A 16118-nucleotide genomic window follows, 5' to 3' on the forward strand; every position below is an offset into this window, starting at 1 on the left:
TCCACGCAACTGCCGTACCACTCAGGGCTGGTACGGCAGTTGCGGTACGTCGAAGCAGTTGGTGTCCATGTTCGGCACCTGGGTCACCCACCCCGGTCCGCCACCCGCCGTGACGTCCTGCCAGCGGGCGGCGTCCAGGCAGGCGTGGGTGAGGCCGCTCGGCCGCGGCTGCGGTGTGAAGTCGGCGGGGATCAGCAGCCCGTGCGCGTCGTACGGCTGCGCGCGGTTCATGAACCGCTCCACGCAGACCCGGGTCAGCGCACCGCCGCACGAGTCCATCGCGTCGGTCAGCCACTGGGCCCCCGCCCAGCCCTCCAGCTCCCATGCCGACATCAGTGGCGCGCGGTCCGGGTAGTAGCGGGCCATCGCGTCCCGGAACTGCCGGACGGCCGGGTACTGGGTGTCCGCGTAGTTGCGGCTGGACGAGGTGGCCCACAGCACGCCGCGGCAGCCGGGCGCCGAGGCGTAGTCCCGGCCGACCGTCTGGGTCCAGTTCTGCACGTTGGTCACCTTCGCGGCGAGCTTGACGCCGGCCGTGTCCAGCGCCTGGCAGAGCGCGGTGTTGCCGCGGGTGTCCATCGCGTCGAAGAGCACCTGGGTGCCGTCCGCGGCGAGCGCGGTCGCGACCGCCTGGAAGGCCGGCAGCGCCAGGTCCACGGTCTGGGTCAGCACGTGGAAGCCCTCCGCCGCCAGCCCCTCCTCGATCTGGTGCGCGTAACTCAGCGACTCCGCCTGGTTGTAGGCGACCACGGCCGCCCGGCCCGCGCCCAGGCGCTCCCTGAAGAACCGGTAGACCTCGGTGGAGAGGTAGAGCGTGCCGTCCCAGCCGACCGAACGGCCGTCGCGCGGCGCGTTGCTGCCGTAGATCCCGTACAGGTGCGGCCAGCGGTCGTACGCGGTGCCGATCGGCTGCCCGCCGACGTCCGGCACGGCCTTGCCGCTGACGTACCCGGCGCCCGCGTAGTCGAGCACGCTGCCGGAGACGAAGGCGAAGACCTGGTCCTGGTCGATCAGCTTGTGCACGCATTGCTGGTTGCCGAAGCCGCTGCCGCCGTCGTCACAGGTCACCACCTGCACGGTGCGCCCGTGCAGACCGCCGGCGGCGTTCAGCGCCTGGAAGAACGTCAGCGCACCGTACCGCGGGCCGGTCAGCACCTCGGTGCCGAGCGGGCTGGTGACCGAGGTGATGATGCCGATCTTGATCTGGGACGGCGTCACCCCGGTGTCGCTCGCCGGATTGCCGCCCTGGTTGCCGGCCGGAGCACCCGGCTGGGCGCCGGTGAAGTCGCGCTCCGGCAGCCGGGTGCCGCAGCCGGACAGCACGAGCAGAGCGGCCACCACGGCGGCGGCCACCCCGCTCGTGCGGCGCGACGAGCTCAGGCGCATCCGGGCAGCGCGGTGCTGCCACCGGAGGCGGCGAGCGCGACCAGGCCGCAGAGCGTCGCCTGCGAGACCTTCCAGGTGCCGTTGTCGAGCACCGCCTGCCCGGTCGCGTTCGGCTGAACGACCTGGCCCTGCAGCGTCAGGTTGTACGTCACGGTCGCCGAACTCGCCGAGGTGAACTGGACGTTCGTCACCTGCGCGCTGACCTGGCCGACCCGCGGGTCGGCGGCGAAGCTCTGCAGCAGTTGCTGGAGCTGGGCGCCGTTCTGCAGCAACGCGGCCTTCGCGCTGACCGGGGTGGACGGCGAGAAGAAGCTCTCCCAGTTCTGCGTGACCTGCGTGGTCGCGGCGGCCACGTCGGCCGGCGCGCTGCCAGTCGGTGACGGCGAGGCGGACGCCGATCCGGATGCGGACGCCGAGACCGAGGCCGACTCGGAAGCCGACCCGGAGATGGACACGGAGGCTGAGCCGGACGCCGACGCGCTGACCGAGATCGAGGTCACCGCCGAGGCCGAGGGCGTGGAGCTCGAACTGCTCTTCTTGCTGCTGGAGCAGGACACCGCCAGCAGCAGCACGGCGCTCACCGCCGCGGCCGTCCGCAGCAGCGTCCGGTACCGGGACGGGTGGCCGGGGTGGCCGGTCGAGCGGACAGTCGAGCGGACAGGGGTCGCCACCGGCCCGGACGGCCGGTCGTTCGGCATGGTGCGCATGGGATCTCACCGCCTGGTTACGCGGCCGAACCCCCGCCCTCCCGCTCGGCGGCGACCGCTTTTCGCGCTGCGACCGGGTGTGACGCAGGTGACACTAATCAAGGCTGATCAACGGACCGCGCGCAACAGGAGCACGGCGGCCGGGCCAGCGGGACAGGACGGAGGACGCCGAGATGGACAGCTCCGGGCGCCGGACCATCGCCCGACTGCTCGCCGGCGCGCCGCTCGGCTGGCTGCTCGCGCTGATCGGCGCGGCGCTCTGCGTGCTCGGCTGGTACGCCGTCTCGGGCGAGCGTTTCACCGCCCGGCAGATCCCGTACCTCGCGTCGGCGACCGCGCCGGGGGCAGCGCTGATCGTGGCCGGTGTGGTGTGGGCGGCGGTCCGGCTCTCGGCGGCCGCACCGGCGCCGGCGGCCGCGCAGGCACACGCGGCGCAGGCGCAGGCCGCCGAGAGCGACTGGACGTCATCCGAAGCGCTGGACGGGCCGGCCGCGCTCGGCGGCGGCCTGGTCGCCGTGCCGGGCGGCACGCTCTGCCACCGCCCGGACTGCCCGCTCGTGGCGGGCAAGGCGCAGGCCGTCCCGGTCGATGGCGCGGCGATCCGCAGCCGGGGCCTGGCGCCGTGCCCGGTCTGCGAACCGGACGTCCTGCCGCCGGACCGCCCGACTCCCCCGCCCGCTCCCCCGCCCGACACCGGCAACACCCACGGCTCCGGCGGCTCCGGCGGCGCGGCCTGATGGCCGATCCCGGGCTCGCGATCGACTTCGCGCTGGCGGGCGTGGCCGTCGGCAGCGCGGCCGCGCTCAGCGGCGTCGGGCTGGTGGTCTGCTACCGGCTCACCGGCGTGCTCAACCTCGCGCAGGGCGGCATCGCCGTCTTCATCGCCTACCTGCTGCGCGAGCTGGTCGTCGTGCGCGGCTGGCCGCTCGGCCTCGGCACGGTGCTCTGCCTGCTCGTCGTCGCGCCCGGGCTCGGCGTGCTGCTCGACGCCGCCGTCTTCGGTCCGCTGCGCCGCCGCGACGCGGCCGTCGGCGAGGTGGTGGTGGCCTGCGTCGGCGTGCTGGTGCTGCTGATCGGCGCCGTCGCCGCGATCTGGGGCACCCAACCGCTCGCCGACGTGCCCTCGCTGGTGCCCGTCCGCACCATCGGCCTGCCCGGCGGGCACGTGCTGCGGCTGGACACCGTCGCCCAGCTCGGCGCGGTGCTGGTGGTGGCCGGCGCGGTCTGGGCGGTCGGCCGCTGGACCAGGTTCGGCGTGCGGGCCCGGGCGGTCTCCGCCGACCCGCCGCTCGCCGAGCTGGCCGGGGTCAACGCCGCCGGGGTTTCGGCCGCCGGCTGGGCGTTCGGCTCGTTCACGGCGGGCCTGGTCGGCGTGCTGCTGGCACCGTTCGTGCTGCTCGACCCGTACGGGCTGCCGCTGCTGGTGATGGAGACGCTCGCGGTGGCCGTCGCCGCCCGGCTGCTCAGCCTGCCTATCGCGATCGGCACCGGGCTGGCGCTGGGCATCGGCCAGGCCGAACTCGCCTGGCTGCGCCCGCCCGGCACGCTCGGGCCGCTGGTGCAGGCCGTGCAGTCCAACCTCTTCGTGGTCGCGCTGCTGATCGCCGCGCTGGTGCCGTGGGGCCCGGCCGAGGAGGGCCTGGTCGGCGGCGGCGGCTTGCCGGTGGCCGGGCGCGGCGGCGCGGCGCCCTGGCCGGCGCTCTGCTGCGCGGTGCTGCTGATCACCCCGCTCGCGCTGCGCGGCGGCGGGGTGCGGGCCGTGCTGGCCGCGCCCGGGCTGGCGCTGATCCTGCTCTCGGTGGTGCTGGTGACCGGTGGCGGCGGGATGGTCTCGCTCGGGCAGGGCGGCTTCGCCGGGCTCGGCGCGCTGGGCGCGGCGCTGCTCGCCTCCGGGCGGGTGCCGGTCGGCGCCGCGCTGCTGGTGACGGTGATCGGGCTGGCGGCGGCCGGCCTGCTGATCGGCTGGCCGGTGGTGCACCGGCGCGGCCTGGTGCTCGCGCTGGCGACCTTCGCGCTCGCCGTCGGGCTCAGCCGGTTCGTCTTCGAGCAGCCGTACGCGACGGCCGGCCTGACCGTCACCCGGCCGGCCTTCCTCCGTGGCGACCATGCCTTCTACGCGGCCGAGTTGGCGGTGCTCGGCGCGGGCGCGCTGCTCGTCGCGGCGGTGCGCCGGGGGCGGCTGGGCCGGGCGCTGGTGGCGATCCGCGACCACGAGGCGGGGGCCTGGGCGGCCGGGGTGGCGGTGCCGCGGGTGAAGCTGCTCGTCTTCGCGCTCGGCGCCGGGCTGGCGGGGGCCGGCGGGGTGCTGCTGGCTCTCGGCGGCGAGGCGTTCGACGCGGCGCTCTTCGATCCGGTGCAGGGGCTGCTCTGGTTCGCGGCCGTGGTGGTGGCGGGCGTGGACAGCGCGGTGGGGGCGGTGCTCGCGGCTTTCGTGCTGGTCGGGCTCGACGCGGCCGCGGTGCCCGGGGTCTCAGCGGTGGTGGTCGGGGCGCTGGCCGCGGCGGTCGGCCGGCTGCCGGGCGGGCTGGCCGGCCTGGCGCGCCGGGCGGCGGGGCCGTGAACGGGCCGACGGCGCACGGCGAGGCGTTCACCGACCACGGCGGCGCGGCAGGCGGCGGCGCGGCCCATGGCGGCGCGGCAGGCGGTGACGCGGCTCGGCTCGTCGCGCGCGGGGTGCTGCGTCGGCTCGGCGGGGTCGCCGTCGTCGACGGCGTCGATCTCGCCGTCCGGTCGGGGCGGGTCACCGCGCTGGTCGGCCCGAACGGCGCCGGCAAGAGCGTGCTGCTGGACTGCCTCGGCGGTCTGGCCCGCCCGGACGGCGGCCGGATCCTGCTCGACGGCCGGGACATCACCCGCGCGCCCTGCCACCGGCGGGCCCGGCTCGGACTGGCCCGCACGTTCCAGCAGGTCGCGGCCTTCCCCGAGCTCACCGTCGCGCAGAACGTCCTGGTCGGCGCCGAGCAGCTGGATCCCAGCCGGGCCACCGGCGGCGCGGGCGCCGGCAGCACGAACATCGCTGCGCGGGCCCGGGTCGCCGGCGCGCTGCGGCTGCTCGGGCTGACCCGGCTGGCCGATCGGCCGGCCGGCGGCCTGCCGCTCGGCGTGCTGCGCCTGGTCGAGCTGGCCCGCGCGCTGGCGGGCGGGCCACGGGTGCTGCTGGTGGACGAGGTCTCGGTCGGCCTGGACGCCGGCCAGGTCGCCCGGGTGGCCCAGGTGCTCGCGCTGGTGGCGCGCGAGGGCACCGGCGTGCTGCTGGTGGAGCACGATCTGGGCCTGGTCGGCCGGCTGGCCGAGCTCGCGTACGTGCTGGACGCGGGCCGGGTCGTCGCGGCGGGCCCGATCGATCCGGTGCTGGCCGATCCGCGGGTCCGGCGGCTCTGGTGAGCGCGGCCGCCGAACTGCGCGCCGTCCGGGTGCGGTACGGGCTGGTGGAGCGGCTGCACGGGGTGGACGTGCACTGCCCGGCCGGGCGGATCACCTTCCTGGTCGGCCGCAACGGCTCCGGCCGCTCCACCGTGCTGGAGACGCTGGCCGGTCTGGCCCGTCCGAGTGCCGGTACCGTCCGGCTGGCCGGGCGGGACGTCACCGCGCTCGCCGCGCACCGCCGGGCCGCGCTCGGGCTCGTGCTGGTCCCGGCCCGGCCCGCGGTCTTCCGGACGCTCACGGTGGCCGAGACGCTCTCGCTGGCCGGCCCGCCCGAGCGCGTCGCCGCCGATTTCCCCGAGCTGACGCCGCTGCTCACCCGCCGCTCGACCGCGCTCTCCGGCGGCCAGCAGCAACTGGTCGCGCTGGCCCGGGCGCTGCTCGCCGATCCGGCCGTCCTGCTGCTCGACGAGCCCGAGCGCGGCCTCGCCCCCACCGTCGCCGGCCGGCTGCGCGAGCTGCTCGGCCGGCGGGCGGGCGAGGGCCGCGCGGTCGTGCTGACCGCCCGCACGCTCCCCCGCTGGGCGGGCGACGACGCCGTCGTGCACGTGCTGGAGCGCGGCCGGGTGGTCTGGCTCGGCGAGGCGGGCGAGCTGCGCCGGTGAGCTGACTGCTCGTCAGCCCGATGGATTGTCAGTGGCGGGTGCCACTCTGTGAATCGCGGGAACACCGACGCCCTCGCCCCTGGTGGTGTGCGGCGCCTATCAGCCATGCCCGCGCACTGATCGCCAGTCAGATCTGAATCTGTTTCGCCGAAGGAGCACGATCATGGTCACCACCGACTTCACCAACGGTTCGCCCTGCTGGATCGACCTGGGCAGCGCCGACATCCCCGGCTCCGCGGCGTTCTACCGCGCCGTCTTCGACTGGGAGTTCGTCTCGGCCGGGCCGGACGCCGGTGGGTACGGCATGTTCCAGCGGTCCGGGCGGATCGTGGCGGCGATCGGCGGGCTGGATCAGGGCGCCCGGTCGGCCTGGACCGTCTACTTCCAGACGCCGGACGCCGAGGCGCTCACGAAGACCGCCGAGCAGGCCGGCGGCACGGTCCGGGTGCCGGCGATGGACGTCATGACGGCCGGCCGGCTGGCCCAGCTCACCGACCCGACCGGCGCCGGCTTCGCGATCTGGCAGCCCGGCGAAACCCGGGGGCTGGACGAGGTCGGCACCCTGAACACCTTCTGCTGGGCCGAGCTGCACACCCCGGACCCGGCCGCCGCGACCGCGTTCTACCGTTCGCTCTTCGACTGGCGGACGGCCGGCAGCGACATCCCCGGCGTCGACTACACGGTGCTCTCCACGGCCGACGGCGAGGACCAGGACGCGGCGCAGTTCGGCGGCATCGCCGCGCAGGACGGCGAGATCCGCGGGTGGCTGCCCTACATCGCCGTGGCCGACACGGACGCCGCGGTCGCCGCGGCCACCGCGAACGGCGGCTCGGTGCTGACGGCCGCGCAGGACATCCCGGGTGTCGGCCGGTTCAGCGTGCTGGCCGACCCGTCCGGCGCGCAGTTCGCGGTGCTCACGGCCGGCCCGCAGAACGGCTGATCGGGCGCAGCGCGGCCTGATCAGCCCTTGATCAGCCCTTGGGGGCGCTGATCAGGCAGAACGAGGCGCCCGAGTCGTCCCGCAGCACGGACATCCGGCCGTACGGGGTGTCCTGCGGCGGGACCATGATCTCGCCGCCGAGGTCCACCACCTTGGCGGCGCTCATGTCGGTGTCGGTGGTCGAGAAGTAGGTGGTCCAGAACGACGGGGTACCGGGCGGGATCATCGCCGGCTGCGCGCCGATGCCGCCGGCCATCGCGCCCGCGACCTTGAAGACGGTGTAGTCCATGCCGGGGATGTCGTCGTACGCGTAATCGAAGACGCGCTGGTAGAAGGTGCGGGCGGTGCTCGGGTCGGTGGAGAGGTTCTCGTTCCAGGTGAACGCACCCGGTTCGTTCGCCAGGCCGGAGCCGCCGTGCGCCTTGCCCTGCCAGAGGCCGAACGAGGCCCCGGTCGGGTCGACGCCCACCGCCATCCGGCCCTGGTCGGAGACGTCGACGGGGTCGATGGCGATCCGGCCGCCGGCCTCGCGGATCCGGGTGGCCACCCGGTCGACGTCGTCGGCGGCCAGGTAGGTCAGCCAGCGGCGCGGACCCGGCAGGTCGAGCGGCCCGCCGGGCTGGACGGGCGCGATGCCCGCCACCCGGACGCCGTGCAGGGTGGCCAGCTGGTAGTGGCCGCCTTCGTCACCCGTGTCGGTGAAGTGCCAGCCGAACAGCCCGCCGTAGAAGGTCATCGCCTTCTGCGGGTCGGCGGCCGGCAGCTCGCTCCAGCACGGGACGCCTTCGCGGTATGCGGTGATCTTGGACATGCCTGCCCCCTGGATGGGCGGAGGACGGGGGCGCGGACACGACCCCGTGGCCAGGGTCGGTCGGATCCGGATGGCGGGCAACGCGGATCACCCGTTTAGGGCAGTCCGTCCAGACTCACCACGCGCCGCCAGGCACCCTCACACGCCCTCCGCCACCGCCTTCGCCAGCCGGCGCAGGCCCTCCCCGATCTCGGTGGGCGTGTGCGTGGTGAACGACATCCGCAGCGTCGCCCGGTCCGCCGGTCCGGCGTAGAACGGCGCCCCCGGCACGTACGCGACGTCCTGGGCGACCGCCCGGCGCAGCAGTGCGGTCGCGTCCCAGCCGTCGGGCAGCCGCGCCCAGACGAACATCCCGCCGTCCGGCCGGCTCCACCGGCTGCCGGGCGGCAGCGCACCCGCGAGGCCGTCGAGCAGCGCGTCCCGGCGGGCCCGGTAGGCGGTGGTGATCCGCCGCAGGTGCGCGTCGAGGTCGTGGTCGGCGAGGTAGCGGGCGGCGGCGGCCTGGTCGACGGTCGAGCTGTGCAGGTCGGCGGCCTGCTTGGCGACCACGCAGGCGCGGCGCAGTTCGGCGGGCCCGCGCAGCCAGCCGAGCCGCAGGCCGGGCGCCATGATCTTGGAGAAGCTGCCGAGCAGCACCGTGCGGTCGGCGGCGGCCGGCGTCGAGGCGATCCACGGCTCGTGCTCACCGTCGAAGCGCAGCTCGCCGTACGGGTCGTCCTCGACGATCCACAGGCCGCACCGCTCGGCGACCTCGGCGATCTGCCGGCGCCGCGCGGCGGGCAGCGTGCGCCCTGTCGGGTTGTTGAAGTTCGGCACCAGGTAGAGCAGCTTGGGCCGCTCGCGCTCGACGAGCTCGGCCAGCGCGACCGGGTCGGGGCCGTGCCCGTCGCCGGGCACGGGCAGCACCCGGGCCTCGGCGAAGCCGAAGGACTGGAGCGCGGCCAGGTAGGTCGGGTCCTCGACCAGCACGGTGTCACCGGGCTCCAGCAGCACGGTGGTGACCAGGCTCAGGCCCTGCTGGGAGCCGCCGGTGATCAGCAGCTCGTCCGGCCCGGTCGGCAGGCCCCGGCCGGTGAGCCGGGCGGCGATCGCCTCGCGCAGCCGGGGGTCGCCCTCGGTGGTGGAGTACTGGAGCGCCCGCTGCGGCTCCTCGGCGAGCACCCGGTCGTAGGCGGCGCGCAGCGCCTCGGCGTCGAAGAGCTCGGGGGCGGGCAGGCCACCGGCGAACGAGATCACCTCGGGCCGGGCGGTCAGCGCGAGGATCTCGCGGACGGCGGAGGCGCCGACCGAGGCGGCACGGGTGGCGAGGGCTGGGGTATCGGCGCGGCTGGTCACACCTCGCAGCGTAGGACGATCCGATCGTGCGACGAAGCCCCTGACCATCATGTGGTCAGGGGCTTCGGACAGTTGGCCGCCCGTCAGCAGCAGGTCACCGGCAGCCGTACGTCAGATCGTCGCCTACGTCAGATCGTCGCGACGTCGATCACGAAGCGGTAGCGGACGTCGCTGGCCAGCACCCGCTCGTACGCCTCGTTGATCTGCTCGGCGCTGATCACCTCGATCTCCGAGGCGATGCCGTGCTCCGCGCAGAAGTCGAGCATCTCCTGGGTCTCCGGGATGCCGCCGATCATCGAGCCGGCCAGCGACTTGCGGCCGCCGATCAGCGCGAACGGCGCGACCGCCATCGGCTCCTCCGGCGCGCCGATCTGCACCAGCGTGCCGTCGGTGCGCAGCAGGCTCAGGTAGGCGTTGAGGTCCAGGTCGGCCGAGACCGTGTTGAGGATCAGGTCGAAGGTGCCGGCCAGCTGCTCGAAGGTGGCCGGGTCGGAGGTCGCGAAGTAGTGGTCCGCGCCGAGCCGCAGGCCGTCCTCGCGCTTGCGCAGCGACTGGCTGAGCACGGTGACCTCGGCGCCCTGGGCGTGCGCGATCTGGACGCCCATGTGACCGAGGCCGCCCAGGCCGATCACGGCGACCTTCTTGCCCGGTCCGGACTTCCAGTGCACCAGCGGCGAGTAGAGCGTGATGCCGGCGCAGAGCAGCGGGGCGGCGCCGTCCAGCGGCAGCGACTCGGGGATCCGCAGCGCGAAGTGCTCGTCCACCACGAGGTGGGTCGAGTAGCCGCCGTAGGTCGGCTCGCCGTCCTTGCCGTGGCTGTTGTACGTGCCGACGCCGCCGCCGGTGCAGTACTGCTCCAGGCCCGCCTTGCAGTTGTCGCACTCCCGGCAGGAGTCGACGAAACAGCCGACGCCGACCCGGTCACCGATTGCGTACTTCGTGACGCCCGACCCGACCTCGGCCACCAGGCCGGCGATCTCGTGGCCCGGGACCATGGGGAAGGTGCCCACGCCCCAGTCCGCGTTGACCTGGTGGATGTCGGAGTGACAGATACCCGCGAACTTGATGTCGATCAGGATGTCGTGCTCCCCCAGCGCGCGGCGGGGGATGGTGGTCTTCTCCAGCGGTGCCTTCGGCGCGGCGGCGGCGTAGGCGCTGACGGTGCGGTGCGAGTGCTGCGTGGTCGTCATGTCGTCGATCCTGCTCGTGTCCGGACTGCGGTACCAGACTCTCCGTTAACGTAGGACAGCCAGTCCTACCACTGGCAGTGGCACCCTCGCTCCCGGCGACACCCGCATACTCGTAGTCATGGACCAGCGCACCGAACTGAGCGAGTTCCTCCGCTCCCGCCGCGCCCGGCTGCAGCCGGACGACGTCGGCCTCGTCTACTACGGCGGCCGCCGCCGGGTGCCCGGCCTGCGCCGGGAGGAGCTGGCCCAGCTCGCGGGTGTCAGCGTGGCGTACTACACCCGGCTCGAACAAGGGCACGCCGAGAACGTGTCGAGCGCGGTGCTGGACGCGATCGCGGACGCGCTGCGGCTGACCCAGGCCGAGCGCGACCACCTGAACCGGCTGGTCCGCCCGGTGCAGCGCCGCTCACGCACGGTCGCCCGGCCGCAGCGGGTGCGCCCCGAGCTCCAGCAGCTGCTGGACGCGCTGGACGGGGTGCCCGCGTACGTGATCGGCCGGCGGCTCGACATCATCGCCTGGAACCGGATGGGCCGCGCGCTGCTCGGCGACTTCGCCGCGCTGCCGGCCGAACAACGCAACATGGCCTGGCAGGTCTTCCTCGACCCCGCCGCCCGCGAGCTCTACGTGGACTGGGACGTCAAGGCGACGGACGTGGTGGCCTGCCTGCGGATGGAGGCCGGGCGCTACCCGGACGACCCCCGGCTGACCTCACTGGTCGGCGAACTCTCGGTCAAGAGCGCGGACTTCCGGCGGCTGTGGGCCGCGCACGACGTGCTGGACAAGGGCCACGGCAGCAAGCGGCTGCACCACCCGGTGGTGGGACCGCTGACGCTGCGGTACGAGACCTTCGCAACGCTCTCCGAGCAGGACCAGACGCTGATCACCTACCACGCCGAGCCGGGCACCGCCTCCGCCGAGTCGCTGCGGCTGCTGGCCAGTTGGAGCCTGGAGTCGCCGGCGGAGCCGTCCTCGCCGAATCTCCCCGGCCGCCAGTACGGCTGAGGCCGAACCCCGTCCTCTCCTACACGGTCAGTACACCAGGTAGGCCGGCCGGTGCCCCTCGTCGTCGATCTCGCCGGCGGCCTGCGACCGCAGCTTGTGCGACAGGTCCTCGAGCGCCCGCCAGGCGGCGACCTCCTCGCCGATCCTGGCCAGCGGCCGGTCGTCCCTGCTGCGCAACGCCTCACCGTGCCCCGCCAGCCCGGGAGCCCGGGAGCCGGACAGCCGTGCCTCGCACGCGGTGTGCACGCCGTCTTCCTCGAAACTGAGCTCTACATCCCACTGGTTGTGCATGGCACGCCTCCTGGCACCGCTCCCCGCTCGGGTTACCTGCTCCCACCAGCGTGAACCCCGGGCAGGCCGCGGGCAAGGCGGCCGGGTTGCGGCCGGCGTACCTGACGCCGCGCCGGGCTTCTGCCCCTCGGGTCTGTCGCGATCGGGCCCGGACCGGGAGGATCGAAGCAGCGTCCGCCCGCCCGCACCTGGGAGCAGCACCATGACGAGCCTGCCCGAGCCGACCGAACTGCCCGAGCCGACCGAGCTCCCGCAACCGAGCGAGCTCCCCGAGCCCCCGGACCTGCCGGAGCCGCCCGAGCTCCCGCAGTACCGGGACGAGGCCGAGGGCGAAGCGGACACCGGCACGCAGAGCGCACAGGGCTTCACCCTGCGCCACCTCACCCTGCGCCACCTCGGCGCGGACGAGCTCCGCCACGACCCCGACCTCGCCCGCCTCACCGAGACCCCGCACCTCACCGACGCACCCCACCTGACCGACGCCCGCCACCTCACGGCGCCGCGCCACCTCGGCGACCCGTGCAAGGGCACCGAGTACGAGATGCCGGAGAACCCCTACCTCCCGACCTCCAGCAACCTCCCCGGCCCGCCCCAGCTCCCCACCCTGGAGAACCTCCCCGACTACCACCAGCCCGAGCCGGGCCGCCTCCCCGAGCCCCCGGAGCAACCCGAATAGCGCGCAGGGCTACTCGTCTGCCCCCGCCTCCGGTGAAGCAGTGGCATTGGCAGCGGCAGTGGCAGTGGCGGGCGGAACGCTCGGGGCCGCGCTGCTCGCATCCCATCCCGGCAGGGTCGGCAGCACGGCTTCGGCGATCCGGTACAGGCTCGCCTCGTCCGGGGCGCCGGCGTCCTGGCGCCAGATCGCGAGCTCGTAGGAACCGCCGCGCCCGTCCGGATGCTTGCCGATCACGAGGTTGTGCGCGACCCCGCTCGGCTCGCGCGAGGTCGAACTGCCGCCGCCGAGCGAGAAGCTGAAGCCGATGGTGTTCATCTCGTACGTGGTACTGAGGTGGCCACGCACCTGCCCACGGTGGTGCGCCGCGGAGCCGATGATCTCGGCATCGGTCACATCCAGGTCGTCGTCGTCCGTGAGGCGCACGGAGATCTGGCCGATCTGGGCCTCGGCGCAGTGGACGACCTGCTTGGTGCCGTCCGAGTTGGTCCAGTGCGTGAGGCCGGGCCCGGCGACCGTGACGCGGTCCATGGGTGCCCCGACGAGCGCCGGCAGGTCGGACCGGTTCAACGCGGCGCAGAGCGCCGGGTACCTGGGGGAATCGTCGGCCGTCGCGGGCTCGCAGGTCGCCGCCGGCACGGGCTCGTTCGCGACCTGCTGCTGGTGCCGCATCAGGAGCAGCCCGGCGACCAGCACCCCACCCATCGCGAGGGCCGCCACCACCTGGGCGCCCACGGGTATGCCCTGTTCCTTGCCCGGCTCGCTGGCGGGCTCTGCCGGCAGCTCCGGACCCTGCTGATCGATCACGGGCGAACAGTAGCCGACGATCCGTTCGAATGCGCAGGGTTATCACGGCCCTCTAGAGCTGGATGAAGACCTGCTCGCCCTCGCCAACCGGCTCCTCGAAGTTGGCCGCGTAGCGGATGAACAACTCCTCATCCACGGTGACGGAGTTGGCGCCTTCCTCGCCGTTGCGGATCGCAAGGCGACGTTCCAGCGTCGTCCGGTCGGCCTTGAGGTGGACCAGCTCCCAACGGCAACCGTGGCTCTCGATCAGCGCCTTGTAGTCCTCGCGGGCGGCACGGCTCCAGAAGCTGTAGTCCACCACCACGTCACGCCCGGCCAGCATCAGCTCGACCAACTCCCGCCGCTGCTCCCGGCGGACGTCCTCCTTGAGCCGGTCGAACGCCTCCTCCGCCAGCACCAGGCCGGCGTCGCGCTCCCCGAGTCGCCGCCAGACCACTTCGTCGATCGACAGCCGCGCGTACCCGCGTCGCACCAGGTCCATCGCGTAGGTGGTCTTGCCCGCTCCCGGGAGACCACACATCAGCACCACCGTGCTCACTTCCCGATCCGGGGTATCAGACATGATCACGAACCTATGTGCAACAGCCTTCGGGGTCAAAGCAGTTACCGTCACCGCACGCGCGGAAACCGGCCACGCCATTCGACCACCTGCTAGCGTGCACGAATGGCAAATCTAGAACACGTGACTTGGCCGCCCGAGCCGATAAAGACCGAGCGGCTCGTACTCCGTGAATCCGAGGCTCGGGACCGGGCGGCGTTCATCGAGTTGCTCGCCTCGCCGGAGGTGCACACCTACCTCGGTGGCCCCCGGGCGCGTGACGAGCTTGAGCGTGAGATGCCCGAGGTGCCCGAGCAGTGGGCGGGGAGTTTCGTGGTCGAACTCGATGGGGTGATGATCGGCCAGATCCTGCTCAGGAGGGCATCGGAGCAGCATCGCCCGGCTGCTGTGGGAAAGCCCGATCTCGGTTACCTGTTCCTGCCGCAGGCGTGGGGCCACGGGTACGCCGCCGAGGCGTGCGCGGCGGCGCTCGCCTGGCTCGACGGTGCGGTTCCCGGTGAGCCGGTGGTGCTCGCCACCCAGACTGCCAACGTCGGCTCGATGCGCCTCGCGGCAAAGCTGGGGTTCACCGAGGTGGAGCGGTACCACGCCTGGGATGCCGAGCAGTGGCTCGGTCTGCGACCCCCGGTCACGCCGTCGGCCTGAGTTTTGGCCGCACGCTTTCCGGGAGTTGACGCGACATCACCCGTTGGTGGAATCCCATGGCCGGGATGGTTCCTCTACGATTGAGTCCTCAATAGTCCGGGCGGCAGGAGCTTGGTCACGATGACCGATCGCATCACAGCGGATGATCAGTCGAAGCCGAGTATCGCCCGCATTTATGACTATCTGCTCGGCGGTCAGGAAAACTACGCCGCCGACCGCGAGATCGGTGACATTTTCATCAGGGATCTGCCCGGCTCGCCGGGGATCGCCTTGGCCAACCGCCAGGCCCTGATCCGTGCCGTGGGTGCCATGGCCGACGACGGCATCGTCCAGTTCGTCGACATGGGCAGCGGGTTGCCCACCGCCGACAACGTGCACCAGGTCGCCCGGCGGCACAATGCCGGAGCGCGCGTCGCCTACGTCGACAACGACCCGACTGCGGTTGCCCGTAGCCGGGCGTTGTTGGCCGGTGACGAGCTCACCACGGTCATCCAGGCCGACCTGCGCGAACCGGAGACAATTCACGACGACCCCGACGTGCAGAAGCTGATCGATTTCGACGAGCCGGTGGGCATCATCTTCAGCGGCGTCCTGCACCATCTCAACGACGCCGAGCGGCCCGCCGATCCCGTGCGCTGGTGGGCCGACCGCGTGCCCTCGGGCAGCCGGTTCTACATCTCCCATTTCCGCTCCGGCGAGAACGGCGAGACCCGGGTCGTGGAAGAGAAGCTGCAGGCCAGTCTCGGTCGCGGCCGCTGGCGCACCGACGAGGAGATCGCCGGCCTCTTCGGCGACCTCGAAATCCTCGAACCAGGACTGGTCTACTGCTCGCTGTGGCGGCCGGACCCCGCTCCGGGCGACGGTGGCGACGACGGCCTCGCCAGAACGGATCTGACGGTGTGGGAGCAGCTGATCTCCTGCGCACTGGCCCGCAAACCGTGACGGGCTACGCGGACGCCTCGGCGTCGCGGCTGCCCGCGCTACGCTCGGCCGTATGTTGACGATCAACGGTGAGATAATCGGCGACCGGAGCGGGCCCGAACGCAGCACGGAACGCCTGCTGTTGCGCCAGTGGCGGGACGGCGATCTCGACGCGCTGGCCGCGATGTACGCGGACCCGATGGTGATGCGCTACGTCGGGGACGGCCGCCCGATGGACCCCGAGCAGGCGCCGCAGACGTTGGCCAGGCTGCGTGCGCGGTGGCAGCAGGACGGCTACGGGCTGTTCGCGGTCGAGGTGCGTGAGAGCGGCGAGTTGGCGGGCTGGGTCGGGCTGGCCGCGCCGACCTTCCTGCCGGAGATCATGCCGGCGGTGGAGATCGGCTGGCGGCTGGCTCAGGCCCACTGGGGCAAGGGGTACGCGACCGAGGCGGCGCGGGAGGTGCTGGACTTCGGCTTCGAGGAGCTGGGGCTGGAGCGGCTCGTGAGCGTCTGCCGGCTGCAGAACCAGGCCTCGGCGCACGTGATGGCCAAGCTGGGCATGACGGTCGAGCGGCACACCCACGTGCCGAGCCACGGCAACGCCGTGCAGGTCACCGAGCTGCACCGGGACGTCTACCGCGCGGCGCGCGCCGACAGGCCCTAGGGCCTGTCGTCAGACCCCCTTCGTCGCCCGCAGGGCGGCTTGGCGGCGTCAGGTGCGTGCTCTCGGCGTGCCGGGCGCAGGCCCTCGTACTGGACGTACTTGGGCCTGTGCCCGGTGCGGCGAGAGTGCGTGCATGGCGTCGCCGAGCAGAAGGGGGT

18 protein-coding genes are annotated in these 16118 nt (G+C 73.3%); 10 read left to right on the top strand and 8 right to left on the bottom strand.

Features of this window, described 5'->3' with window-relative positions; translation table 11 throughout:
• Positions 1 to 21 precede the first annotated feature (21 nt).
• Both AC060L_RS35535 and AC060L_RS35540 read right to left on the bottom strand, forming a co-directional pair.
• Positions 22 to 1386 carry an ABC transporter substrate-binding protein gene (locus tag AC060L_RS35535; protein ID WP_483803118.1) on the bottom strand — a complete coding sequence of 455 codons (1365 nt, stop codon included), beginning with the start codon at positions 1384 to 1386 and terminating at the stop codon, positions 22 to 24.
• Complete coding sequence (locus AC060L_RS35540) at positions 1377 to 2093, bottom strand: MTB12 C-terminal domain-containing protein (protein ID WP_483803119.1); 717 nt, start codon at positions 2091 to 2093, stop codon at positions 1377 to 1379. Before AC060L_RS35540 ends, AC060L_RS35535 begins: the two co-directional genes overlap by 10 nt.
• A gap of 173 nt (positions 2094 to 2266) precedes the next feature.
• Here AC060L_RS35540 and AC060L_RS35545 point away from each other — a divergent pair, with 173 nt between their 5' ends.
• From AC060L_RS35545 to AC060L_RS35565, 5 genes are all read left to right on the top strand, one after another.
• Positions 2267 to 2830: a hypothetical protein gene (locus AC060L_RS35545; protein ID WP_483803120.1), complete on the top strand. Its 564-nt coding sequence runs from the start codon at positions 2267 to 2269 to the stop codon at positions 2828 to 2830.
• Positions 2830 to 4653: an ABC transporter permease subunit gene (locus AC060L_RS35550; protein WP_483803121.1), complete on the top strand. Its 1824-nt coding sequence runs from the start codon at positions 2830 to 2832 to the stop codon at positions 4651 to 4653. Before AC060L_RS35545 ends, AC060L_RS35550 begins: the two co-directional genes overlap by 1 nt.
• Entirely contained in the window at positions 4650 to 5477 is an 828-nt protein-coding gene (locus AC060L_RS35555; RefSeq protein WP_483803122.1) for an ATP-binding cassette domain-containing protein, read from the top strand. The genes AC060L_RS35550 and AC060L_RS35555 overlap by 4 nt, the downstream gene beginning before the upstream one ends.
• Positions 5474 to 6121 carry an ATP-binding cassette domain-containing protein gene (locus AC060L_RS35560; RefSeq protein WP_483803123.1) on the top strand — a complete coding sequence of 216 codons (648 nt, stop codon included), beginning with the start codon at positions 5474 to 5476 and terminating at the stop codon, positions 6119 to 6121. Before AC060L_RS35555 ends, AC060L_RS35560 begins: the two co-directional genes overlap by 4 nt.
• Before the next feature lie 163 nt (positions 6122 to 6284).
• The gene (locus AC060L_RS35565; protein ID WP_483803124.1) at positions 6285 to 7061 is read left to right on the top strand and encodes a VOC family protein; all 777 of its coding nucleotides are present in this window, start codon (positions 6285 to 6287) and stop codon (positions 7059 to 7061) included.
• 31 nt (positions 7062 to 7092) lie between these two features.
• Here AC060L_RS35565 and AC060L_RS35570 read toward each other — a convergent pair whose 3' ends face one another.
• From AC060L_RS35570 to AC060L_RS35580, 3 genes are all read right to left on the bottom strand, one after another.
• Positions 7093 to 7872: a VOC family protein gene (locus AC060L_RS35570; RefSeq protein ID WP_483803125.1), complete on the bottom strand. Its 780-nt coding sequence runs from the start codon at positions 7870 to 7872 to the stop codon at positions 7093 to 7095.
• Between the two features lie 138 nt (positions 7873 to 8010).
• Complete coding sequence (locus AC060L_RS35575) at positions 8011 to 9207, bottom strand: aminotransferase-like domain-containing protein (protein WP_483803126.1); 1197 nt, start codon at positions 9205 to 9207, stop codon at positions 8011 to 8013.
• Positions 9208 to 9335: 128 nt separating this feature from the next.
• Positions 9336 to 10397, bottom strand: coding sequence for an NAD(P)-dependent alcohol dehydrogenase (locus AC060L_RS35580; protein ID WP_483803127.1), 1062 nt, complete (start codon positions 10395 to 10397; stop codon positions 9336 to 9338).
• 118 nt (positions 10398 to 10515) lie between these two features.
• On the opposite strand from AC060L_RS35580, the gene AC060L_RS35585 reads away from it, so the two are divergent.
• A complete protein-coding gene (locus tag AC060L_RS35585; protein ID WP_483803128.1) occupies positions 10516 to 11400 on the top strand; it encodes a helix-turn-helix domain-containing protein in 885 nt (294 codons plus the stop codon).
• Between the two features lie 27 nt (positions 11401 to 11427).
• On the opposite strand, the gene AC060L_RS35590 is transcribed toward AC060L_RS35585, so the two are convergent.
• The gene (locus AC060L_RS35590; RefSeq protein WP_483803129.1) at positions 11428 to 11691 is read right to left on the bottom strand and encodes a dsRBD fold-containing protein; all 264 of its coding nucleotides are present in this window, start codon (positions 11689 to 11691) and stop codon (positions 11428 to 11430) included.
• 202 nt (positions 11692 to 11893) lie between these two features.
• On the opposite strand from AC060L_RS35590, the gene AC060L_RS35595 reads away from it, so the two are divergent.
• Complete coding sequence (locus AC060L_RS35595) at positions 11894 to 12367, top strand: hypothetical protein (protein WP_483803130.1); 474 nt, start codon at positions 11894 to 11896, stop codon at positions 12365 to 12367.
• A gap of 9 nt (positions 12368 to 12376) precedes the next feature.
• Here the strand turns inward: AC060L_RS35595 and AC060L_RS35600 are convergent, their stop codons facing one another.
• Both AC060L_RS35600 and AC060L_RS35605 read right to left on the bottom strand, forming a co-directional pair.
• The gene (locus AC060L_RS35600; protein WP_483803131.1) at positions 12377 to 13171 is read right to left on the bottom strand and encodes a DUF6215 domain-containing protein; all 795 of its coding nucleotides are present in this window, start codon (positions 13169 to 13171) and stop codon (positions 12377 to 12379) included.
• Between the two features lie 52 nt (positions 13172 to 13223).
• On the bottom strand, positions 13224 to 13733 hold the full coding sequence (locus tag AC060L_RS35605) for a P-loop nucleotide/nucleoside kinase family protein (protein WP_483803132.1): 510 nt from the start codon (positions 13731 to 13733) through the stop codon (positions 13224 to 13226).
• A gap of 102 nt (positions 13734 to 13835) precedes the next feature.
• Between AC060L_RS35605 and AC060L_RS35610 the strand changes: the two genes are divergently transcribed.
• The 3 genes from AC060L_RS35610 (at position 13836) to AC060L_RS35620 (ending at position 15960) form a co-directional block, all read left to right on the top strand.
• Complete coding sequence (locus AC060L_RS35610; protein ID WP_483803133.1) at positions 13836 to 14375, top strand: GNAT family N-acetyltransferase; 540 nt, start codon at positions 13836 to 13838, stop codon at positions 14373 to 14375.
• A 120-nt stretch (positions 14376 to 14495) separates the two neighbouring features.
• Complete coding sequence (locus tag AC060L_RS35615; RefSeq protein ID WP_483803134.1) at positions 14496 to 15317, top strand: SAM-dependent methyltransferase; 822 nt, start codon at positions 14496 to 14498, stop codon at positions 15315 to 15317.
• A gap of 52 nt (positions 15318 to 15369) precedes the next feature.
• Positions 15370 to 15960 carry a GNAT family N-acetyltransferase gene (locus tag AC060L_RS35620; RefSeq protein WP_483803135.1) on the top strand — a complete coding sequence of 197 codons (591 nt, stop codon included), beginning with the start codon at positions 15370 to 15372 and terminating at the stop codon, positions 15958 to 15960.
• Positions 15961 to 16118: the final 158 nt, after the last annotated feature.

Source organism: Kitasatospora sp. NEAU-69 (genome assembly GCF_057158765.1).